This is a genomic window from Xanthomonas sp. NCPPB 901 (assembly GCF_056725085.1).
Genome location: NZ_CM161511.1, coordinates 4,100,830 through 4,122,575, shown reverse-complemented (window position 1 = coordinate 4,122,575; position 21,746 = coordinate 4,100,830). Strand labels below are relative to the sequence as shown.

The window sequence follows — 21,746 nt, the reverse complement described above, 5'->3', positions numbered from 1 at the left end:
AAACGCCCCGAGAGGAGCGATCGCCGGCCAGTTGTCCTAGGCGACCGCGCTGTTAGGCGACTTTTGAATAATCAAACCCTGCCTGTTCGGCCTCCCATCCCAGCATTGCCAAGCCGATGCTCTTGGGGACAGGCTTTTCGCCGCTGCGGTAGTAGGCGAGCATGCGCCGGCTCAGGCCCAATGCTTCGGCGGCCGAATCCAACGTCATGTCGTGGCGATGCATCCAGGCGATGATCTGCTGGTGGGAATAGTCACCGGCTTGCTCGATCGCGAGTGCGCGCAGGTTATCACTGGCGAGCGCCAACTCGTCGTTGCCGCCGAAGATGACGCCGCGCTGCCATTCGTCGAGCGAGACCTTATGAAAGACATGCGGCAGCCGTGCCTTCTTCAGCGAGGGATGCGAGGCCAGAACGTCGCTGAGGTCGACGGTGCAAGTGAAGCCGTCGGCAAAGGTCAGCGCAAGTTCGCGCGCCGCGACTGCCTTCACCTTGGTAATGACGAATTGAGGTTGGTTCATGGATTCAATTCCTGCCATCGGGCGATGAGGGTGGCTTTGTTCGCCGCGGCCCATTCAAGCGCGGCACTCAATTCACGTCGGCTCAAGCGGCCGGAAAGCACCACCAGGGTGTCGATGACGATCAGGGCTTCCCGACCATCCCGGGTTCGGACGTGGAAGTGAGGCGGCAGATGGTCGGCCGCATACATCGTGACAACGCTGTTGGCGAAACGGACGATCGTCGGCATGTGCCGAACATAGTGCAATGATTGCACTTTCGCAAGGCGTGCCTGCTTGCAACGCGTCGGAGGCTAGAAGAACGTCACTCCCTACGAACGCCCGGCGCTCCACGCCCCCAGGGAGATCTTTGGAGTTTTCGACGTTTGGGAGAAAGTGGCGGAGCCGGCCGATAAGCCGGGTTCTGTCGTGGACAGTCATTCTTCTAGGCGCACCGTCACCGGTACGCTCAAGCAACCTACCCGGACCCGACGCGGGCCGCGCCATGAGGTCCCTATTTGGTCTTGCTCCAGGTGGGGTTTGCCGTGCCGGTCCGTTACCGGACTCGCGGTGCGCTCTTACCGCACCATTTCACCCTTACCGGCCTGCTTGCGCAGACGTAGGCGGTATCTTTCTGTTGCACTAGTCCGTCGGCTCGCGCCGCCCAGGCGTTACCTGGCACCTTGCCCTATGGAGCCCGGACTTTCCTCGGCATCCCGCCGCACCGAAATGCGAGGGGATGACGCGACTGTCTGGCCGACTCCGCCGCGCGCATTGTCGCATGTTAAGCCGGGACCCGGGAAAGCGATGGCGATGCGGACAGCCATGGTTGCCGTCGGCTGCATAGCCCATCACAGGTGCGGCTGCGGCATTTCCGGGTCCCCGGTCCCGGGCCCCGGGCCATGGTTTTCCAAGCGCGTCTCCCCCAGATACACCCCGTCCGGGCCGAACCGGCGCTCGTGGATCCAGCCGTGGCCGGCGGCGTCCACCGCGACGATGGTGCTGGCGCGGGTGCCGTAGTCGTGGCCGCGGATGAAGGCCGGCGATAGCCGCCGTTCCAGGTCCGGACCGACCCCGGTGTCGGGCAGGTCGGCCGGGTCGGCCAGGGTCGCGTCGGCCAGCGCCCGCCACAGCGGCGCCAGGGCGTCGTCGCCGGCGGCGATCCAGGCGGTCACCGCCGCCTGCAGCCGCCGGGTCTTCGGCCAGGGCGCGTCCAGGACGCCGTTGGACATGCCGTGGACGCCCGGTTCCAGGGCGCTGCGGCCGGGCGGATGGTTGCCGACGTAGGCGGCGCCGGCGGCATCGGCCAGCAGCAGGTTGAACGGCGGGTAGGCGTCGGCGCGCGCCGCCAGCGCGTCGGCGAAGGCCGCGGCTGGCTGCGCGCCGGTCAGGTAGTCGGCGATCAGGGCGCCGCGCGAGGCGCCGGACATCGAGGCCAGCGGGTCGCGCACGTTGGTGACCACGGCGCAGCGGCCGGCGTCGTCCAGCCCCACCCAGGTGCCGCCGGAACGCAGGTCACGCCCGGCCAGCAGGCGCTGCGCCGGGGCCGGCCAGCGCTGCAGCGGCGCGGTCGGGCGGGCGTGGAACTCGTCGCGGTTGCCGACCAGCAGCAAGCGCCATCGCGGGTGCGCAGCGTGCGCGAGAACGACCAGACACATGCATTGCAGTGTGCGCGCTTGCGCAAGCCGGCGCGAGCCCAGGCGCGATGTCGACGGGGGGTGACGGCCACCTTAACGCCCCGTACACAGGCCTGAATTTCCGTTCAATCTCAAAATTTGAGACGAAACAGTAACTTGTGGATAAGCCTTGAACAAGTCTCTAAAGATCGTTGCAAACCATTGATCCCGCTAGCGATTTACCGCTCGCAAAGTTGTTGACAACCCGTTGCGCACTGCTAAGGTGGGCACTTGAGGGGAAACCGGGTTTTTTGTGGTTTTTCGTGGTTCAATGACCGCCCAGGCGGATTCGGAAAGGTGTAGGCGTCGTGTTTCAGGGCGAGACCGCAATCACTGTGGACGACAAGGGGCGTATGGCGGTTCCCACCGCGTACCGCGACCTCGTCGCGCGCGTGAGCGGCAATCGGCTGGTGCTGACCTACAACCCGTTCGAGGCCGGCTGTCTGTGGCTGTATGCCGAGAAGGAATGGGAGCGGGTCCGCGACGACGTCATGGCCAAGCCCAACACCCAGCGCGTGGTGCGGGTCCTGCAGCAGAAGCTGGTGGGTTCGTCGGCGGCGCTGGAGCTGGACGCCAACGCCCGCATCACCATCCCGCCGAGCCATCGCGCCGCGGTGGGCATTGAAAAGCGCGCCGTGCTGTTGGGCATGGGCGACAAGTTCGAACTGTGGAGCGAGCAGGCTCATCGCGCACTGATCCAGCAGACGTTGTCTGACGAGGATCTGGGCGATGGATTGCTCGATCTGAAGTTGTGAGTCGGGGTGTCCGGATGCGCGGACAGGCGCAGGCCGGTCACCTCCCGGTGTCGCAACCATCGGCGGCGCATGTGCCGGTGTTGTTCGCGCAGGTCATGGACGGGCTGCAGGTGATCGAGAACGGAACCTATCTGGATGGCACGTTCGGGCGTGGCGGACACGCGCGCGGGGTGCTGCACAACCTCGGCCCAGGAGGCCGGCTGCTGGTGATGGACAAGGATCCCGAGGCGATCGCCGAAGCCGAACATGCGTTCGGCGGCGACGCGCGCGTGTCCATTTACCGCGGCAGCTTCGCCGAGCTGGGCCAGTGGGACGCGGCCGCTGCCCTGGACGGGGTGCTGTTCGACCTGGGCGTGTCCTCGCCGCAGCTGGACGTGGCCGCGCGCGGCTTCTCCTTCGGCAAGGACGGCCCGCTGGACATGCGCATGGACCCGGACGCCGGCGAGAGCGCGGCGCAGTGGCTGGCGCGCGCCGAGGAGCGCGAGATCGCCGACGTGCTGTGGACCTACGGCGAAGAGCGGCAGAGCCGGCGCATCGCCCGCGCCATCGTCGCCCGCCGCGACAAGCAGCCGTTCACCCGCACCGCCGAACTGGCCGAGCTGATCGCCTCGGTGATGCCGCGCGGCGACAGCAAGACCCATCCGGCCACCCGCAGCTTCCAGGCCATCCGCATCCACATCAACCGCGAGCTGGCCGATCTGGAAACCGGCCTGGACGCGGCGCTGGCCCGGCTCAAGCCCGGCGGCCGCCTGGCGGTGATCAGCTTCCACTCGCTGGAAGACCGCATCGTCAAGCAGTTCATGCAGCGCCACGCCAAGGCGCCGCCGAGCAACCGCCGCCTGCCCGAAGCCACCACCTTCGTGCCGACCCTGCGCCTGCACGGCGGCGCGATCAAGGCCGACGCCGACGAACTGGCGGTGAATCCGCGCGCGCGCAGCGCGGTGCTGCGGGTGGCGGAGAAGCTGGGATTGGGGATTGGGGATTCGGGATTGGAAGAGCGCGCCCGACGAATCCCGAATCCCGAATCCCCAATCCCGGCGTCTCCGCAAGGAGACGCCCAATGAGCCGATTGCTGCTGATCGTGCTGCTCGCCTGCACCATCGCCTCGGCGATCGGGGTGGTGTACATGCGCCATCGCCATCGCCAGTTGTTCGTGGAGCTGTCGCGGCTGGAACACGACCGCGACGAGCTGAACATCGAATTCGGCCGGCTGCAGCTGGAGCAGGCGACCTGGGCCGAGAGCAATCGCGTCGACCAGGTCGCGCGCGAGCGGCTGGGGATGAAGTTCCCCGAGACCGGCGACATCGTGGTGGTGCGGCCGTGAACAAGAGCGGCCGCAACCGTCCCCGCAGCAACTTCAACCTGCGCGGCCGCCTGGCGCTGGTCGGCGCGGCGCTGGGCCTGTGCTCGGTGACGCTGATCGGCCGTGCGGCCTACGTGCAGCTGATCAACAGCGACTTCTACCAGCGCCAGGGCGAGGCCCGCTACCTGCGCGAACTGCCGATCGCCACCTCGCGCGGCATGATCACCGACCGCAACGGCGAGCCGTTGGCGGTGTCCACGCCGGTGGAGTCGATCTGGGTCAATCCGCAGGAACTGCTGCGCAGCCCGGACCGCATCCCGCAGCTGGCGCAGGCGCTGGAACTGCCGGTCGACGAACTGACCGCCAAGCTGTCGCAGAAGGCGGACAAGGAGTTCATGTACCTCAAGCGCCGGATCAATCCGGACAAGGCGCATGCGGTGGTCGCGCTGGGCATCCCCGGCGTGTTCTCGCAGCGCGAGTTCCGCCGCTTCTACCCGCAGGGCGAAGCGATGGCGCACGTGCTGGGCTTCACCAACATCGACGACCGCGGCCAGGAAGGGCTGGAGCTGGCGTTCGATTCCTGGCTGCGCGGCAAGCCGGGCGCCAAGCGGGTGATCCGCGACCGTAAGGGCGCGATCGTCGAGAGCATCGACCTGGTCAAGCCGGCGCAGCCGGGCAAGGACCTGACCCTGAGCATCGACCGCCGCATCCAGTTCCTGGCTTACAAGGAGCTGCGCAACGCGCTGGTCGAGAACAAGGCCGCCGGCGGCTCGATCGTGATCATGGACGTGGCCACCGGCGAGATCCTGGCCATGGTCAACCTGCCGACCTACAACCCCAACGCGGTCAACGGGGTCAACCCGGACGTGCGCCGCAACCGCGCGGTCACCGACCTGGTCGAGCCGGGCTCGACGATGAAGCCGCTGACCATCTCCACCGCGCTCAAGGCCGGGGTGGTGACCAAGGACACCCTGATCGACACCAACCCCGGCTACATGTCGGTGGGCCGCTTCACCATCAAGGACGTGCCGCGCAACAACGGCGTGCTGACCGTGACCGGGGTGATCACCCGCAGCTCCAACATCGGCGCGGCGAAGATCGCGGCCAAGCTGCCGGACCAGACCTTCTACGACCAGGTCCACAGCTACGGCTACGGCAGTTCCCCGCACAGCGGCTTCCCCGGCGAATCGGCCGGCGTGTTCCCGTCGCCGGCGCGCTGGAGCGGCTCGTCCAAGACCACCATGTCGTACGGCTACGGCCTGTCGGTGACGCCGCTGCAGATCGCCCGCGCCTATTGCGCGCTGGGCAACGGCGGGCGCCTGGTCACCCCGACCTTCGTCAAGGGCCAGCACGAGGACAGCAAGCAGGTGCTGGACCCGGCGATCGCCAAGGAAGTGGTGGCGATGATGGAGACCGTGGTCACCCAGGGCGGCGCCAAGGGCGCGGCGATCCTGGGCTACCACGTCGCCGGCAAGACCGGTACCGCGCGCAAGGCCGGCCCCGGCGGCTACGAGCGCGGCCACTACAACGCGCTGTTCGCCGGCCTGGTGCCGGCGAGCAACCCGCGCTTTGCCACGGTCATCGTCATCAACGATCCGCAGGGCGCCAAGTACTACGGCGGCCTGGTCTCGGCGCCGGTGTTCCACAACGTGATGGAAGGGGCGCTGCGGCTGATGGACGTGCCGCCGGACGACATCCAGTCGTGGCTGGCCGCGCAGGCCGCCGGCAAGAGCGGCCATGCGCCGCCGCCGGCGCCGGTGGAGCCGGATCCGGCCATCGTGCCCGACGCCGCCGCCGAGGTCGATGCGGCGCTGCCCAGCGCGCGCGCCGTGGCGCCGCCGCCGCCGGCCGCGTTGCCGGCGCCGCTGCAGGAGACCCGCCAGTGACCCGCGCCATGTCGCTGTCGCAACTGTTGCCCGGCGTGGCGCTGCCGCACGACGTGCAGGTGTCCGGGCTGGTCATGGACAGCCGCGCGGTGCGCCCGGGCGATGCCTTCGTGGCGATCGCCGGGTTCGGCGCGCACGGCCTGGGCTTCGTCGAGCAGGCGCGCGGCAACGGCGCCGTCGCCGTGCTGTACGAACCGCCGGCCCCGGCCGAGCTGCCGGCGCCGGCCGACGCGATCGCGGTGCCGGGCCTGCGTGCGCGCATGGGCGCGATGGCCGACCAGTTCCATGGCCATCCGTCGCAGACCATGACCATGGTCGGGGTCACCGGCACCAACGGCAAGACCTCCACCGTGCAACTGCTGGCGCAGGCCTGGCACCTGCTGGGCACGCGCAGCGGCAGCATCGGCACGCTCGGCGCCGGGCTGTACGGGCAGGTGCAGCCGACCGGCTTCACCACGCCGCTGGTGCTGCCGCTGCACGCGCTGCTGGCGCAGCTGCGCGACGCCGGCGCGCAGGCGGTGGCGATGGAAGTCAGCTCGCACGCGCTCGACCAGGGCCGCGTGGACGCCGTGCGCTTCGACGTGGCGGTGTTCACCAACCTCACCCGCGACCATCTCGACTACCACGGCGACATGGCCGGCTACGGCGCGGCCAAGGCGCGCCTGTTCGCCACGCCGGGGCTGAAGTCGGCGGTGATCAACCTGGACGATGCGTTCGGCCGGCAACTGCTGGGCACGCTGGATCCGGCGCTGCGCCGCATCGCGGTCAGCTCGCGCGGCCACGACGGCGCCGACGTGCGCGCCGAGGCGCTGCACCTGGACGCGCGCGGCATCGGTTTCACCCTGGCGATCGGCGAGGAGCGGCATCCGCTGCAGTCGCCGTTGCTGGGCCGTTTCAACGTCGACAACCTGCTGGCGGTGGCCGGCGCGCTGCACGCGCTGGACGTGGCGCCGGTACGCATCGCCGCCACCCTGGCGCAGCTGCAGCCGATCCGCGGGCGCATGAACCGGCTCGGCGGCAACGGCGCGCAGCCGCTGGTGGTGGTCGACTACGCCCATACCCCAGACGCGCTGGAGCAGGCGCTGCAGAGCCTGCGCGCGCACGCGCAGGGCCGCATCACCTGCGTGTTCGGCTGCGGCGGCGAGCGCGACACCGGCAAGCGCCCGCAGATGGCGGCGATCGCGCAGCGCCTGGCCGAGCGCGTGGTGGTCACCGACGACAACCCGCGCGGCGAGGACGGCGACCGTATCGTCGCCGACATCCTGGCCGGCTTCGACGGCCTGCAGGCGGTGCAGGTGCAGCGCGACCGCGCGCAGGCGATCGCCATGGCGGTTGCCGATGCCGATGCCGGTGCCGAGGACATCGTGCTGATCGCCGGCAAGGGCCACGAGCCCTACCAGGAGATCGCCGGCGTGCGCCATCCGTTCGACGACACCGAGGTCGCCGCGCAGGCCCTGCGCGCGCATGCGGCGGAGGCGGCCCGATGAAGCGCCTGCCGTTGTCGATGATCGCGCACTGGGCCGGCGCCGAACTGCACGGCGACGACGTGGCGATCGATGCGATCAGCCACGACACCCGCAGCCTGGCCGCCGGCAGCCTGTACGTGGCGCTGCGCGGCGAGCGTTTCGATGGCCATGCCTTCGTCGCCGATGCCGCCGCGCGCGGCGCCAGCGCCTTGCTGGTGGAGCGCGTGCAGCCGCAGATCGAGCTGCCGCAGATCGTCGCCGCCGACACCCAGCTGGCGCTGGCGCGGATCGCCGCCGGCATGCAGCGCGGCCGCGCCACCCGCGTGGCCGCGATCACCGGCAGCAACGGCAAGACCAGCGTCAAGGCGCTGCTGCTGGCGATCCTGCAGCATGCCTGCCGCATCGACGGCGGCAGCGTCTACGCCAACCCCGGCAACCGCAACAACGAGATCGGCCTGCCGCTGGCGGTGATCGAGGCGCCGGACGACGCCGACTACGCCATCTACGAAATGGGCGCCGGCAAGCCGGGCGACATCGCCTATCTCACCGACATCGCGCCGCCGCAGGTGTCGCTGGTCAACAACATCGCCGCCGCGCACCTGGAACGCATGGGCAGCCTGCTCGGCGTGGCGCAGACCAAGGGCGCCATCTACACCGCGCTGCCGGCCGACGGCACCGCGGTGATCAATGCCGACGACGCCTTCGGCCTGTGGTTCGAGCAGCGCCTGGCGACCGGCGAGGCGCGGCCGCAGGTGCTGCGCTTCGGCCTGCAGCCGGGCGCCGAGGTCGGTGCCGCGCAGGTGCGCATGGCCGCCGACCGCACCCAGTTCGTGCTGACCACCCCGCGCGGCGACGTCGAGGCGACACTGCCGTTGCCGGGACGGCACAACCTGCAGAACGCCCTGGCCGCCGCCGCGCTGGCGCTGGCGCTGGGCGTGGCGCCGGCGCGCATCGCCGCCGGCCTGGCGCAGGTGCAGCCGGTGCCGGGCCGGCAGATCACCCACACGCTGCCCGACGGCGCGGTGCTGATCGACGACAGCTACAACGCCAACCCCGGCTCGCTGGCGGCGGCGATCGACGCCCTGGCCGCGGCCGGCGGCGAGCGCTGGCTGGTGCTGGGCGACATGCGCGAACTCGGCGCCGGCGCCGAGGCGCTGCACGCCAGCGGCGGGCGCCGCGCGCGCGATGCCGGGCTGACCCGGCTGTACGCGCTCGGCCCGCTCAGCGCCCACGCCGCGCAGGCGTTCGGCGAGAACGGCCGGGTGTTCGACAGCCACGCGGCGCTGATCCAGGCGCTGCAGCGCGATCTGGCCGCAGCCGCCGGGACCCGGGAACAGCAGGATCAAGAACAGGAAGTGAAGCAAATGCATGAGAACACCGGCGCGCCGTCCGTTGGCGCGCTTTCGCCGGTCCCGGCCACGCTGCTGATCAAGGGCTCGCGCGGCAGCGCCATGGACACCGTGGTGCGCGCGCTGCTGAACCAGGCACAGGAGGCGCCGCATGCTGCTTGAACTGGCGCGCTGGCTGCAGCAGCTCGAAAGTATGTTCGGGCTGTTCGGCTACCTGACCTTCCGCGGCATCCTCGCGGCGCTGACCTCGCTGTTCCTGTCGCTGTGGCTTGGCCCGGCGGTGATCCGCAAGCTGGCGCAGTTCAAGGGCGGCCAGCCGATCCGCCAGGACGGCCCGCAGACCCACTTCTCCAAGGCCGGCACCCCGACCATGGGCGGTTCGCTGATCCTGCTCACCGTGCTGCTGTCGGTGCTGCTGTGGGGCGACCTGCGCAACCGCTACGTGTGGCTGGTGCTGGCGGTGATGCTGGCGTTCGGCGTGATCGGCTGGTACGACGACTGGATCAAGATCGTGCGCCGCGACCCGAACGGGCTCAAGTCGCGCTGGAAGTACCTGCTGCAGTCGATCTTCGGCCTGGCCGCGGGCCTGTTCCTGTACTACACCGCCGACGTGCCGGCGGCGATCACCTTTTACATCCCGATGTTCAAGTCGATCGCGCTGCCGCTGGCCGGGATCAGCTTCGTCGCCATCGCCTACTTCTGGATCGTCGGCTTCTCCAACGCGGTCAACCTGACCGACGGCCTGGACGGCCTGGCGATCATGCCGACGGTGCTGGTGGCCTGCGCGCTGGGCGTGTTCGCCTATGCCTCGGGCAACGCGGTGTTCTCCGCCTACCTGAAGATCCCCACCATTCCCGGCGCCGGCGAACTGATCATCATCTGCGCGGCGATCGCCGGCGCGGGCCTGGGCTTTCTGTGGTTCAACACCTACCCGGCGATGGTGTTCATGGGCGACATCGGCGCGCTGGCGCTGGGCGCGGTGCTCGGCACCATCGCGGTGATCGTGCGCCAGGAACTGGTGCTGGTGATCATGGGCGGCGTGTTCGTCATCGAGACGTTGTCGGTGATGATCCAGGTCGCCTCGTTCAAGCTCACCGGCAAGCGCGTGTTCCGCATGGCGCCGATCCACCACCACTTCGAGCTGAAGGGCTGGCCGGAGCCGCGGGTGATCGTGCGCTTCTGGATCATTTCGGTGGTGCTGGTGCTGGTCGGCCTGGCCACGTTGAAGGTGCGCTGATGAACGACGCTGCCCGCCAAGCGACCCGCCTGGAGGCCATCGGTGGCCGCTACGACCCGTGGCTGCTCGGCGCCGCGGTGGCGCTGGCGTCGCTGGGCGTGGTGATGGTCGGCTCCAGCTCGATCGAGCTGACCACCAGCCCGTTCTACTACCTGAGCCGCCACCTGCTGTTCCTGGCCGGCGGCATCGGCCTGGCGTTCTGGGCGATGCGCACCGAGCTGAAGAACATCGAGCAGTACAACCAGTTGCTGCTGCTGGCCTGCTTCGGCCTGCTGCTGGTGGTGTTCGTGCCCGGCCTGGGCAGCACCGTCAACGGCGCGCGGCGCTGGATCAACCTGGGCATCTCGCGCTTCCAGACCGTGGAAGCGGTGAAGGTGCTGTACATCGTGTGGCTGTCCAGCTACCTGGTGCGCTTCCGCGACGAGGTCAACGCGACCTGGCCGGCGATGCTCAAGCCGCTGGGCGTGGCGGTGGCGCTGGTCGGCCTGCTGCTGCTGCAGCCGGACTTCGGCTCCTCCACGCTGCTGCTGGCGATCACCGCCGGCATGCTGGTGCTGGGCGGGGTGAACCTGCCGCGCATGTCGATGCCGATCGTGATCGGTCTGCCGGTGTTCGCCTTCATCGCGATCCTCGAACCGTACCGCCTGCGCCGCATCACCTCCTTCCTGGATCCGTGGGCCGACCAGCTCGGCTCCGGCTACCAGCTGTCCAACGCGCTGATGGCGGTGGGCCGCGGCGAACTGTTCGGGGTCGGCCTGGGCGGCTCGGTGCAGAAGCTCAACTATCTGCCGGAAGCGCATACCGACTTCATCTTCTCGGTCATCGCCGAGGAACTGGGCTTCGTCGGCGTGTGCCTGATCATCTCGCTGTACGCGCTGCTGGTCGGCCGCGCGTTCTGGCTGGGCATGCGCTGCGTGGAGATGAAGCGCCATTTCTCCGGCTACATCGCCTTCGGCATCGGTCTGTGGATCAGCCTGCAGAGCTTCGTCTCGGTCGGCGTGAACCTGGGCATCCTGCCGACCAAGGGCCTGACTCTGCCGCTGATCTCCGCCGGTGGTTCCAGCGTGCTGATGACCTGCGTGGCGATGGGCCTGCTGCTGCGCGTGTCCTACGAACTCAACCGCGCCGAGCGCCAGGTGGCGCTGGTGCGCAGCGACGCGGCGATGCCGGTCAAGCAGACCGTGGACAACGCCGAGGACCTGCACGCCGCGCGCGAGGCCAGCGCCAGCGCGGTCGCCGCGGCGATCCAGGGCGCCCCGGGGCGCGGCACCAGCCGCATGCAGCCGCGGGTCGAACCCACCTTCGGGAGGCTCGGATGAGCGCGTCGCCCTCCGTCTCCGCTGCCGCCTCCGCCGCGCCGGTGATGATCCTCGCCGGCGGCACCGGCGGGCACATCTTCCCCGCGCTGGCCGTGGCCAAGGTGCTGCGCGCGCGTGGCGTGCCGGTGGTGTGGCTGGGTGCGGCCGGGCGCATGGAAACGCGGCTGGTGCCGGAGCACGGCATCGAACTGGACACGATCGAGATCGGCGGACTGCGCGGCAAGGGCGCGCTGGCCCTGTTCGGCGCGCCGGTGCGGGTGCTGCGCGCGGTGCGCGCCGCCGGCTTCGTGCTGCGCCGGCGTGCGCCGCGCGCGGTGATCAGCTTCGGCGGCTTTGCCGCCGGTCCCGGCGGGCTGGCCGCGCGGCTGCTCAAGCTGCCGCTGCTGGTGCACGAACAGAACCGCGCGCCGGGCCTGACCAACAAGGTGCTGGCGCGGGTCGCGCGGCGGGTGCTGACCGGCTTCCCGGGCAGCTTCGCCACGCGCGAGGAAGCGGTGGGCAACCCGGTGCGCGCCGAGATCGCCGCGCTGGCGCCGCCGGCGCAGCGCCTGGCCGCGCGCCACGGCGCGCCACGGCTGCTGGTGCTGGGCGGCAGCCAGGGCGCGCGCGTGCTCAATCAGGCGTTGCCGCAGGCGCTGGCCGCGCTCGGCGTGGCCGTCGAGGTGCGCCACCAGTGCGGCGAAGCGCTGCGCGAGGAAGCCGCGCGCGCCTACGCCGACGCCGGCGTTGAAGCCAGCGTCGAAGCCTTCATCGGCGACATGGCCGCCGCCTACGCCTGGGCCGACCTGGTGGTGTGCCGCGCCGGCGCCTCGACCCTGGCCGAGCTGTGCGCGGTCGGCATCGGCAGCGTGCTGGTGCCGTTCGCCGCCGCCGTCGACGACCACCAGACCCGCAACGCCGAATACCTGGTCGAGCGCGGCGCCGCCGTGCTGCTGAAGCAGGACGACGCCCTGGCCGGCCACCTGCAGCGCGTGCTGCGCGACCTGCTGGCGCAGCCCGCCCAGCGCCTGGCGATGGCCGAGGCCGCACGCCAGCTGGCCAAGCCGGATGCGGCCGAGCGGATTGCGGACATCGTCTTGGAAGAGGCCGGGAGTGGTGAATCGGGAATGGGGAATGGGTACAAGCACAATCAAGGGCAGACGCACGCAGTGACACACGTAGACACGAATACGCGGCAGGCGCGGATCGCCGCCAGCGCTTCGCTTTTCCCCATTCTCGATTCCCGATTCCCCAATCCCGCCTCCGCAGGAGGCCGCCCGTGATTCGCCGCCTCCACGACACCGGCGATCTGGTCCGCGCGTTCCCGCGCGTGCATTTCGTCGGCATCGGCGGTACCGGCATGAGCGGCATCGCCGAGGTCATGCTGACCCTGGGCTATGAGGTCTCCGGCTCGGACAACGCCGACAACGCCGCCACCCGGCGCCTGGTCAAGCTCGGCGCGCGGGTGATGCGCGGGCACTCGGCGGCCAACGTGCTCGGCACCGACTGCGTGGTGGTGTCCAGCGCGATCCGCGAGGACAACCCGGAACTGATGGAGGCGCGCAGCCAGCGCATTCCGATCATGCCGCGCGCGGCGATGTTGGCCGAGCTGATGCGCTTCCGCCGCGGCATCGCGGTGGCCGGCACCCACGGCAAGACCACCACCACCAGCCTGGCTGCGGCGGTGCTCAGCGAAGGCGGGCTGGACCCGACCTTCGTGATCGGCGGGCAGCTGCTCGCCGCCGGCGCCAACGCCAAGCTCGGCGGCGGCCAGTGGCTGGTGGCCGAGGCCGACGAGAGCGACGGCAGCTTCCTGCGCCTGAACCCGCTGATCTCGGTCATCACCAACATCGATGCCGATCATCTGGAGAACTACGGCAACGACTTCGCGCGGGTCCAGGCGGCGTTCGCCGAGTTCCTGCAGCGCCTGCCGTTCTACGGCCTGGCGGTGCTGTGCATCGACGATCCGGAAGTGGCCGCGCTGGCGGCGAAGACGCCGCGCCACGTGATGAGCTACGGCCTCAGCGAGAACGCCGACGTGCGCGCCGAGGACGTGGTCCAGGACGGCCCGCGCATGCGCTTCACCCTGCGCCTGCCGGAAGGCAGCAGCATCCCGGTGACCCTGGCGCTGCCGGGCCGCCACAACGTGCTCAACGCGCTGGCCGCCGCCGCCATCGGCTGGCAGCTGGGCGTGGCGCCGGAGGCGATCGCCAGCGCCCTGCAGGGCTTCGCCGGCATCGGCCGCCGCTTCAACGACCTGGGCGAAGTCACCACCGCCGCCGGCGCGCGCGTGCGCGTGGTCGACGACTACGGCCACCATCCGCGCGAACTGGCCGCGGTGTTCGCCGCCGCCCGTGGCGGCTGGCCGGACAAGCGCCTGGTGGTCGCGTTCCAGCCGCATCGCTACAGCCGCACCCGCGACCAGTTCGACGCCTTCGCCGCGGTGCTGTCGGAAGTGGACGCGCTGGTGCTCAGCGAGGTCTACCCGGCCGGCGAGGCGCCGATCCCCGGTGCCGACGCGCGCTCGCTGGCGCGCGCGATCCGCGCGCGCGGCCGCAGCGAACCGGTGGTGGTCGGCCAGGTCGGCGAACTCGACCGCGTGCTGCCGGACGTGCTGCAGGACGGCGACCTGCTGTTGATGATGGGGGCGGGCGACATCGGCTATGTCGCCCAGCACATCGCCCAGCACGGCTTCGCCGGCGGAGCGGACGCATGAGCGCGCAGACCCTGCCGCCGCCGCGCGTCACCGACCCGGCCGTGTTCGGCCGCGTCGCCGTGCTGCTCGGCGGCACCTCCAGCGAACGCGAGGTGTCGCTGAACTCCGGCGCCAACGTGCTGGAGGCGCTGCGCAGCCGCGGCGTCGACGCGCAGCCGGTGGACGGCATTCCTGCGCTGCTCGAGCGCATCCGCGCCGGCGCGGTGGACCGCGTGTTCAACATCCTGCACGGCGGCGACGGCGAGAACGGCGTGCTGCAGGGCCTGCTGCGCGCCCTGCAGGTGCCGTTCACCGGCCCCGACGTGCTCGGCAGCGCGCTGACCCTGGACAAGATCCGCACCAAGCAGGTGTGGATCGCCGCCGGCCTGCCGACCCCGGGCTTCGCCCGCATCGACGCGCAGGCCGACCTGGCCGCGGCGGCCGCCGCGCTGGGCTATCCGCTGTTCGTCAAGCCGGCCTGCGAAGGCTCCAGCGTGGGCGTGTTCCGGGTGCTGGCCGAGGCCGACCTGGCGCCGGTGCGCGCCTTCGCCGCCGACTACCGCGGCGAACTGCTGATGGAGCAGATGGTGCAGGGCGAGGAATACACCGTCGGCATCCTCGGCGACGTCGCGCTGCCGTCGATCCGCATCGTCCCCGCCGGCGACTGGTACGACTACCACGCCAAGTACATCGCCGAGGACACCCAGTACCTGTGCCCGGGCATGGAGGGCGAGGACGAGACGCAGATCCGCCGGCTCGCCCTGCAGGCCTTCGCCGCGGCCGGCTGCAGCGGCTGGGGCCGCGTGGACGTGATGCGCGACCGCGTGCGCGGCCTGCAGCTGATCGAGGTCAACACCGCCCCGGGCATGACCAGCCACTCGCTGGTGCCCAAGGCCGCGGCGCAGCTGGGCGTGGATTTCGCCGGGCTGTGCTGGCGCATCCTGGAGCAGACGCTGTGAAGCCGGGAATCGGGAATCGGGAATGGGGAATCGGCAAGAGCGGTGCCGCGTGCGCGGCCGCTTGTGCTTTGCCCATTCCCCATTCCCGATTCCCCATTCTCGCGCACCGGACGGTGCGCCCATGAACGCCTCCCTGCGCATCCTCGCCTGGCTGCTGGCGCTGGCGCTGGTCGCGCTGCCGATCGTGGCCGTGCTCAACGGCTGGGTCGGCGCCGAGCGCTGGCCGTTGAGCCGGCTGCAGGTCAGCGGCGACTTCAAGCGCGTGTCCGCCGAGCAGTTGCGCCAGGTGGTACTGCCGTACGCGCGCCGCGGCTTCTTCGCGGTGCGCCTGCAGGATGCGCAGAACGCGATCGAGCGGCTGCCGTGGGTGGAGAGCGCGCGGGTGCGCAAGCGCTGGCCGGACGTGCTGGAAGTGCGCGTCACCGAGCACCGCCCGTTCGCGCGCTGGGGCGCGGACCGCATGCTGTCCGAGCAGGGCCGCATCTTCGCCCTGCCCAACGAACTGCGCGACGTGGCGCTGCCGCACCTGGCCGGCCCCGACGCCAAGGCCGCCGACGTGGTCGCGCTGTACAACGCCTCGCGCGCGCTGTTCGCGCCGGTCGGTTTGCCGGTGCAGGGCGTGGCGCTGGACGCGCGCGGCAGCTGGTCGCTGGCGCTGGGCAACGGCGTGCAGGTGGTGGTCGGGCGCGACGACGCGCGCGCGCGCCTGGAGCGCTTCGCCCGGGTGCTGCCGCAACTGCTGCAGCCGGGCCAGCCGCCGCTGGCGCGCGCCGATCTTCGTTACACCAACGGATTCACGGTGGCATGGGTACCCGAGAGCAAAGAGCCGAGTAAGGAGCCGGGCAAGGAGAAGAAACCAGCGGCGCCGCCCCAGCCCACGCGCCATGCGGCACTGGTCGATCCACCATCCTCTCGCGCGCACCCGCTCTTCTCCATTCCCTATTCCCGATTTTCTATTCCCGGCTCCAAGACATGAACCGCAAAGGCGACAAATCCCTCATCGTTGGACTGGACATCGGCACCTCCAAGGTCGTCGCGCTGGTCGGCGAATACTCGCCCGGCAATCCGATCGAGGTGATCGGCATCGGTTCGCACGAATCGCGCGGGCTCAAGCGCGGCGTGGTGGTGGACATCGAATCCACCGTGCAGTCGATCCAGCGCGCGATCGAGGAAGCCGAGCTGATGGCCGGCTGCGAGATCCGCTCGGTGTACGCGTCGATCTCCGGCAACCACGTGCAGTGCAAGAACTCGCCGGGCATCGTCCCGATCCGCGACGGCGAGGTGACCTGGAACGACCTGGACCGCGTGCTGGAAGCGGCCAAGGCGGTGGCGATCCCGGCCGACCAGCGCATCCTCCACGCGATCCCGCGCGAGTACGTGCTGGACGATTCGCAGGAAGGCATCCGCAACCCGGTCGGCATGACCGGCGTGCGCCTGGAGGTGCACGCGCACCTGGTGGTGTGCGCGCAGTCGGCCGCGGCCAACATCAGCAAGTGCGTGCAGCGCTGCGGCCTGCAGGTGGACGACCTGATCCTGTCCTCGCTGGCGTCCTCGGTGGCGGTGCTGACCGCCGACGAGCGTGAACTGGGCGTGGTGCTGGTGGACATGGGCGCCGGCACCACCGACCTGGCGGTGTTCGTGCAGGGCGCGATCTGCCACACCGCCTCGCTGCCGATCGCCGGCGACCACGTCACCAACGACATCGCGCACATGCTGCGCACGCCGACCCCGGAAGCCGAGCAGATCAAGGTGCGCTACGCCTGCGCGCTGGCGCAGCTGGCTACCGCCGAGGAAAGCATCCAGGTGCCCAGCGTCGGCGACCGCCCGCCGCGGCGCATGCCGCGGCATTCGCTGGCGCAGGCGGTGCAAGGCCGCTACGAGGAGATCTTCGAGATGGTGCAGGCCGAACTGCGCCGCTCCGGCTTCGAGGAACTGGTGCGCGCCGGCATGGTGCTGACCGGCGGCGCCTCGAAGATGGAAGGCGTGGTCGAGCTGGCCGAGGAAATGGTGCAGATGCCGGTGCGCGTGGGCATTCCCCAGCACGTCACCGGCCTGGGCGAGGTGGTCGGCAATCCGGTCCACGCCACCGGCGTGGGCCTGCTGCTGATGGGCAGCCAGATCGAACACCCGCGCCGCCCGTCGCTGCCGACCGGCCGCGCCGGCAGCTTGTTCAAGAAATTGAAGAACTGGTATCGCGGCGAGTTTTGAGGGCCGGGAATGGCGAACCGGGAATTGGGAATGGGTAAGTGCAAAAGCAAAAGCGGTGCTGCGGTGAGATAGGTGGAGAGCGGTGAGGGGTAGATAGGTGTGGTTTTTTTGTAGTTCCGCTGAGGAACAGGTGCCGGGCTGGAGACGCTGTTGCGATTCCCCACTCCCGGTTCCCCATTCCCAGCTTCCAAACAACAACACTCGCCGAAATGCGGGTGTCGGGACAGCGAACGGAGCGATCCGATTCCCCATTCCCGATTCCCCATTCCCGGCTCAAAGAGGAAACGGACATGGCGCATTTCGAACTGATTGAAAAGATGGCACCCAATGCAGTGATCAAGGTGGTCGGCGTGGGCGGCGGCGGCGGCAACGCGGTCGCGCACATGGTCAGCAGCAGCGTGGACGGCGTGGAGTTCATCACCGCCAACACCGACTCGCAGGCGATCAAGAACTGCGGCGCCAAGCTGCAGCTGCAGCTCGGCACCAACGTCACCAAGGGCCTGGGCGCGGGCGCGAACCCGGAAGTCGGCCGCCAGGCCGCGCTGGAAGACCGCGAGCGCATCATGGACGCGCTGCAGGGCGCGGACATGGTGTTCATCACCGCCGGCATGGGCGGCGGCACCGGCACCGGCGCGGCGCCGGTGGTGGCGCAGCTGGCCAAGGAAATGGGCATCCTGACCGTGGCCGTGGTCACCAAGCCGTTCCCGTTCGAAGGCCGCCGCCGCATGCAGGTGGCGCTGAAGGGCATCGAGGAACTGAGCCAGCACTGCGACTCGCTGATCACCATCCCCAACGAGAAGCTGATCACCGTGCTCGGCCGCAACGCCACCATGATCCAGGCGTTCCGCGCCGCCAACGACGTGCTGCAGGGCGCGGTGCAGGGCATCGCCGACCTGATCGTGCGTCCCGGCCTGATCAACGTCGACTTCGCCGACGTGCGCACCGTGATGTCGGAAATGGGCCTGGCGATGATGGGCACCGGCTCGGCCCGCGGCGACGACCGCGCGCAGGCCGCGGCCGAAGCGGCGATCCAGAACCCGCTGCTGGACGACGTCAACCTGGCCGGCGCCAACGGCATCCTGGTCAACATCACCGCCGGCCCGGACTTCACCATGGCCGAGTTCGACGAGATCGGCCGCACCATCGAGGGCTTCTCCTCCGAGGACGCCACCGTGGTGGTCGGCACCGTGCTGGATCCGGACATGCAGGACGAAGTGCGGGTGACCGTGGTCGCCACCGGCCTGAACCGCGCGGTGTCGCGCCAGTCGCAGCGTCCGGAGCAGCGCGCGCCGATCAAGCTGGTGCGCAACGCCACCACCGGCCAGCCGGAGTTCGGCGACTTCGACCACGGCGGCGACGCCGTGTCCAAGGCGGTCGGCGGTGCGATGGGCCTGGGCCTGCGCCGTCCGAGCGGCGACGGCATGGGCGCGGCGGCGTCCGCCCCGGCGCCGGCCGCGGCCGATCTGCCGAGCGACTACCTGGATATTCCGGCGTTCCTGCGCCGCCAGGCCGACTGATGCCGTCCCTGGCGTAGCCGTCCGGCTTGCGGATGGGCCGGCCCGGCCATCCATGGCCGGGCGCGGGGCCGCTCGCGAAGCGGTGCTTCGCAAGCAAGCGGCCCGCCCTGCGCCGCCAGGCCGACTGAGGTCTGCGTCATCGGCCGGCGTGCGCGCCGGCCCGCAACACGCAACACCGCCGTCCGGGAGCGCCTCCCTGGCCGGCGTGCCGTGTCCCTTGCTGCCGGGTCCCCGCGACCCGGCAGGTTTTTGCGACGGCGACGCCGGCACGGGCCAGCGTTGCACCCATGGGATGCTGTGACCGCTTTGTTAAAATTTGGCTAAACGCGTGATATTCTCGTTGTCTGTTCAGTTCCCGTGCGAACAGACGTTTCCAGACTGTCTGCCATGACCCAGCAACGCACTCTCAAGAACACGATCCGCGCCACCGGCGTGGGCCTGCACAGCGGCGACAAGGTCTACATGACCCTGCGCCCCGCACCGGCCGACCACGGCATCGTGTTCCGGCGCGTGGACCTGGATCCGGCGGTGGACGTGCCGGCCGATGCCGAGCTGGTCACCGAGACCACGCTGTGCACCGGCCTGAGCCGCGGCCAGGCCAAGATCCAGACCGTGGAACACCTGATGTCGGCGATGGCCGGCCTCGGCGTGGACAACGCGATCGTCGAACTGTCCTCGGCCGAGCTGCCGATCATGGACGGCTCGGCCGGTCCGTTCGTGTTCCTGCTGCAGTCGGCGGGCATCGTCGAGCAGGACAAGGCCAAGCGCTTCATCCGCATCAAGCGCGAGGTGGAAGTGCGCGACGGCGACAAGGTCGCCCGCTTCATGCCGTACGACGGCGGCTACAAGCTCGGTTTCACCATCCAGTTCGACCACCCGATGATCCCGGCCAAGCAATCGCGCCAGGAGATCGAGTTCTCGACGATGGCCTACATCAAGGAAATCTCCCGCGCGCGCACCTTCGGCTTCATGCGCGACCTGGAGTACATGCGCGAACGCAACCTGGGCCTGGGCGGGTCGATGGACAACGCCATCGTGCTCGACGAGTTCCGCGTGCTCAACGACGACGGCCTGCGCTACGCCGACGAGTTCGTGCGCCACAAGATCCTCGATGCGATCGGCGACCTGTACCTGGCCGGCGGCGCGATCCTGGGCGCCTACGAGGGCTACAAGTCCGGCCACGCGCTCAACAACAAGCTGGTCCGCGCGCTGCTCGCCGAGCAGGCGGCCTGGGAATGGGTCAGCTTCGAATCCGCCGCGCAGCAGGCGCCGGTGGCCTATGGGGCGGCGGCTTACGCCTGAACCCATTCAACCCGGCCGATCGGACGGGTCGGTATCACGGAATCGGCAATCGGCCGTTCCTTCTTTTTCCCTTAACGTCGATTTAACGAATCGATAACGACCTGACGCCCGGCGCCCGCTAGGATGCGTCGGTCGCGGCGTGTCTACGTACGTCGACGGCCGCGGTCGGAGCCCGTGGTCGCATCGGGCGTTGCGGAGCCAACGTCTTGCAGGGAAGCCAGGGCCTCGCGCAAACCCTTGTGCGTGGCCGCGGACACCGGAGCTGGCGTGCTTCTTGCCTGATGCATTGGGGAATGCGCGGGCGCAGTCGCCGTCTTGACGGTCACTTTGGTGGCTTTCAGCCCGAGGGAACGGGCCGCAGCAAGGATGTCGGCCTCGGCCAGCCTGACCCGGGCGTGCCAGACCGGAGACTCAACGAGAAAAACGAGCTGTTCGCCGTTCACATTGGCCAACCGGCAACGGGAGGCCAGGTTCGGCGGCAGATGGGGGCGTAACTGCCGGTCCAGCGCGTCGAGCCACAAGGCGCGGCGCAACGGGTCGCCCGCCTTGTCCGCCAGTGCGGCGTCCAACGCCGGCTGCGGCGTAGCGGTATGGCCTTCGCCGGACTTTCGCTTAGACATGAAAACTCATATGACGTTCAAGAAGATCGTAATCCGTTCCAGTGAAAAGGGGGTCAAAACGTTGCCGTGGCGATTGCGCGAGTACGCCGATCGTCGCCCCCTCGCCGCGTTCGGTGCGGTGCTCGGCCTCGGCATGGTACTCGGCATCGGCGTCAGCGCCGCGGCGGGGTGGGGTGGTTCGGCGCAGATGCGCGCCAAGCTGGAGCGGCAGGACCAGGAGTTGGCGCAGGTGCGCCGCGACGCGCAGACCCAGGTCAACGCCCTGGCGGCGCGGCTGGGCGAGCTGCAGGCGCAGGCGACCCGGCTCAACGCGCTCGGCGAGCGCCTGACCCGCATGGGCAAGTTGCAGGACGGCGAGTTCGATTTCGACCAGCCGGTCGGCGTCGGCGGCGGCGACGACGAGCCCAGCCACGACATGCCCGCGCAGCAGCTGGGCAAGGAACTGGACGGGCTGCAGCAGAAGTTCGCCACCTCCGGCCAGCAGTTGTCGGTGCTCGAATCGCTGCTGTTCGACCACCAGTTGGACCAGAACGCGGTGCCTTCGCGGATGCCGATCCGCAACAGCTACATCACCTCGGCCTTCGGCGGCCGCGCCGATCCGTTCGGCCGCGGCACCGGCAACCACAAGGGCATCGACTTCCATGCCAACGTCGGCGACCCGGTGCTGGCGGTGGCCGACGGCGTGGTCAGCTACTCCGGGGTGCGCGGCGGCTACGGCAACGTGGTCGAGGTCGACCACGGCAACGGCTATGTCACCCGCTACGCGCACAATTCGCGGCTGTCGGTGAAGGTCGGCGACCTGGTGCGGGCCGGCCAGGAAGTGGCCAAGGCCGGCTCCACTGGCCGTTCCACCGGCGCCCACGTGCATTTCGAGGTGTGGAAGGACGGGGTGGTGGTGAACCCGGCCAAGTTCCTCGGCGATGGCGCCATCCCGGTGGGCCGCCGCGGCCGCGGTTGAGCCGCGCCGGGGGCGGCGTGGCGG

At 69.8% G+C, this 21,746-nt stretch carries 20 protein-coding genes and 1 other RNA gene; 16 read left to right on the top strand and 5 right to left on the bottom strand.

The genetic code is table 11. The features are described from left to right. Positions 1-52 precede the first annotated feature (52 nt). The 4 genes from AC1PME_RS17475 to AC1PME_RS17460 form a co-directional block, all read right to left on the bottom strand. Positions 53-517 (bottom strand): DUF2442 domain-containing protein, encoded by a 465-nt coding sequence (locus tag AC1PME_RS17475; RefSeq protein ID WP_254459111.1) that lies wholly within the window; start codon positions 515-517, stop codon positions 53-55. After that, on the bottom strand, positions 514-744 hold the full coding sequence (locus tag AC1PME_RS17470) for a DUF4160 domain-containing protein (RefSeq protein WP_254459110.1): 231 nt from the start codon (positions 742-744) through the stop codon (positions 514-516). Before AC1PME_RS17470 ends, AC1PME_RS17475 begins: the two co-directional genes overlap by 4 nt. A gap of 146 nt (positions 745-890) precedes the next feature. Beyond that, positions 891-1,257: RNase P RNA component class A (gene rnpB, locus AC1PME_RS17465), an RNA gene on the bottom strand. An 87-nt stretch (positions 1,258-1,344) separates the two neighbouring features. Next, the gene (locus AC1PME_RS17460; protein ID WP_307552355.1) at positions 1,345-2,151 is read right to left on the bottom strand and encodes an NRDE family protein; all 807 of its coding nucleotides are present in this window, start codon (positions 2,149-2,151) and stop codon (positions 1,345-1,347) included. Between the two features lie 371 nt (positions 2,152-2,522). Here AC1PME_RS17460 and AC1PME_RS17455 point away from each other — a divergent pair, with 371 nt between their 5' ends. From AC1PME_RS17455 to lpxC, 15 genes are all read left to right on the top strand, one after another. Further along, positions 2,523-2,924: a division/cell wall cluster transcriptional repressor MraZ gene (locus AC1PME_RS17455; protein ID WP_010344444.1), complete on the top strand. Its 402-nt coding sequence runs from the start codon at positions 2,523-2,525 to the stop codon at positions 2,922-2,924. 14 nt (positions 2,925-2,938) lie between these two features. Beyond that, on the top strand, positions 2,939-3,988 hold the full coding sequence (gene rsmH / locus AC1PME_RS17450; protein WP_481098142.1) for a 16S rRNA (cytosine(1402)-N(4))-methyltransferase RsmH: 1,050 nt from the start codon (positions 2,939-2,941) through the stop codon (positions 3,986-3,988). Continuing rightward, positions 3,985-4,248, top strand: coding sequence for a cell division protein FtsL (ftsL, locus tag AC1PME_RS17445; RefSeq protein WP_263110849.1), 264 nt, complete (start codon positions 3,985-3,987; stop codon positions 4,246-4,248). The genes rsmH and ftsL overlap by 4 nt, the downstream gene beginning before the upstream one ends. Next, positions 4,245-6,113, top strand: a complete 1,869-nt coding sequence (locus tag AC1PME_RS17440) for a peptidoglycan D,D-transpeptidase FtsI family protein (protein ID WP_481096539.1) — start codon at positions 4,245-4,247, stop codon at positions 6,111-6,113. The genes ftsL and AC1PME_RS17440 overlap by 4 nt, the downstream gene beginning before the upstream one ends. 8 nt (positions 6,114-6,121) lie before the next feature. After that, the gene (locus AC1PME_RS17435; RefSeq protein WP_481098141.1) at positions 6,122-7,600 is read left to right on the top strand and encodes a UDP-N-acetylmuramoyl-L-alanyl-D-glutamate--2,6-diaminopimelate ligase; all 1,479 of its coding nucleotides are present in this window, start codon (positions 6,122-6,124) and stop codon (positions 7,598-7,600) included. Next, positions 7,597-9,090: a UDP-N-acetylmuramoyl-tripeptide--D-alanyl-D-alanine ligase gene (locus AC1PME_RS17430; protein ID WP_481096538.1), complete on the top strand. Its 1,494-nt coding sequence runs from the start codon at positions 7,597-7,599 to the stop codon at positions 9,088-9,090. Before AC1PME_RS17435 ends, AC1PME_RS17430 begins: the two co-directional genes overlap by 4 nt. After that, complete coding sequence (mraY, locus tag AC1PME_RS17425; protein ID WP_010344435.1) at positions 9,080-10,165, top strand: phospho-N-acetylmuramoyl-pentapeptide-transferase; 1,086 nt, start codon at positions 9,080-9,082, stop codon at positions 10,163-10,165. Before AC1PME_RS17430 ends, mraY begins: the two co-directional genes overlap by 11 nt. Further along, positions 10,165-11,484: a putative lipid II flippase FtsW gene (gene ftsW / locus AC1PME_RS17420; RefSeq protein WP_209032373.1), complete on the top strand. Its 1,320-nt coding sequence runs from the start codon at positions 10,165-10,167 to the stop codon at positions 11,482-11,484. The genes mraY and ftsW overlap by 1 nt, the downstream gene beginning before the upstream one ends. Beyond that, positions 11,481-12,746, top strand: coding sequence for an undecaprenyldiphospho-muramoylpentapeptide beta-N-acetylglucosaminyltransferase (murG, locus tag AC1PME_RS17415; RefSeq protein ID WP_481096537.1), 1,266 nt, complete (start codon positions 11,481-11,483; stop codon positions 12,744-12,746). The genes ftsW and murG overlap by 4 nt, the downstream gene beginning before the upstream one ends. Then, on the top strand, positions 12,743-14,179 hold the full coding sequence (murC, locus tag AC1PME_RS17410) for a UDP-N-acetylmuramate--L-alanine ligase (protein WP_307552343.1): 1,437 nt from the start codon (positions 12,743-12,745) through the stop codon (positions 14,177-14,179). The genes murG and murC overlap by 4 nt, the downstream gene beginning before the upstream one ends. Further along, positions 14,176-15,117, top strand: a complete 942-nt coding sequence (locus tag AC1PME_RS17405; protein ID WP_481096536.1) for a D-alanine--D-alanine ligase — start codon at positions 14,176-14,178, stop codon at positions 15,115-15,117. The genes murC and AC1PME_RS17405 overlap by 4 nt, the downstream gene beginning before the upstream one ends. Before the next feature lie 121 nt (positions 15,118-15,238). After that, entirely contained in the window at positions 15,239-16,093 is an 855-nt protein-coding gene (locus tag AC1PME_RS17400; protein WP_481096535.1) for a cell division protein FtsQ/DivIB, read from the top strand. After that, positions 16,090-17,325, top strand: a complete 1,236-nt coding sequence (gene ftsA / locus AC1PME_RS17395) for a cell division protein FtsA (RefSeq protein ID WP_010340121.1) — start codon at positions 16,090-16,092, stop codon at positions 17,323-17,325. The genes AC1PME_RS17400 and ftsA overlap by 4 nt, the downstream gene beginning before the upstream one ends. A 290-nt stretch (positions 17,326-17,615) precedes the next feature. After that, the gene (ftsZ, locus tag AC1PME_RS17390; protein WP_254459100.1) at positions 17,616-18,842 is read left to right on the top strand and encodes a cell division protein FtsZ; all 1,227 of its coding nucleotides are present in this window, start codon (positions 17,616-17,618) and stop codon (positions 18,840-18,842) included. Between the two features lie 387 nt (positions 18,843-19,229). Continuing rightward, entirely contained in the window at positions 19,230-20,144 is a 915-nt protein-coding gene (gene lpxC, locus AC1PME_RS17385) for a UDP-3-O-acyl-N-acetylglucosamine deacetylase (protein ID WP_254459099.1), read from the top strand. Between the two features lie 143 nt (positions 20,145-20,287). On the opposite strand, the gene AC1PME_RS17380 is transcribed toward lpxC, so the two are convergent. After that, positions 20,288-20,764, bottom strand: a complete 477-nt coding sequence (locus AC1PME_RS17380) for a DciA family protein (protein ID WP_254459098.1) — start codon at positions 20,762-20,764, stop codon at positions 20,288-20,290. Positions 20,765-20,774: 10 nt separating this feature from the next. Here AC1PME_RS17380 and AC1PME_RS17375 point away from each other — a divergent pair, with 10 nt between their 5' ends. After that, the gene (locus tag AC1PME_RS17375; RefSeq protein WP_481096534.1) at positions 20,775-21,722 is read left to right on the top strand and encodes a M23 family metallopeptidase; all 948 of its coding nucleotides are present in this window, start codon (positions 20,775-20,777) and stop codon (positions 21,720-21,722) included. The last annotated feature ends 24 nt before the right edge of the window (positions 21,723-21,746 follow it).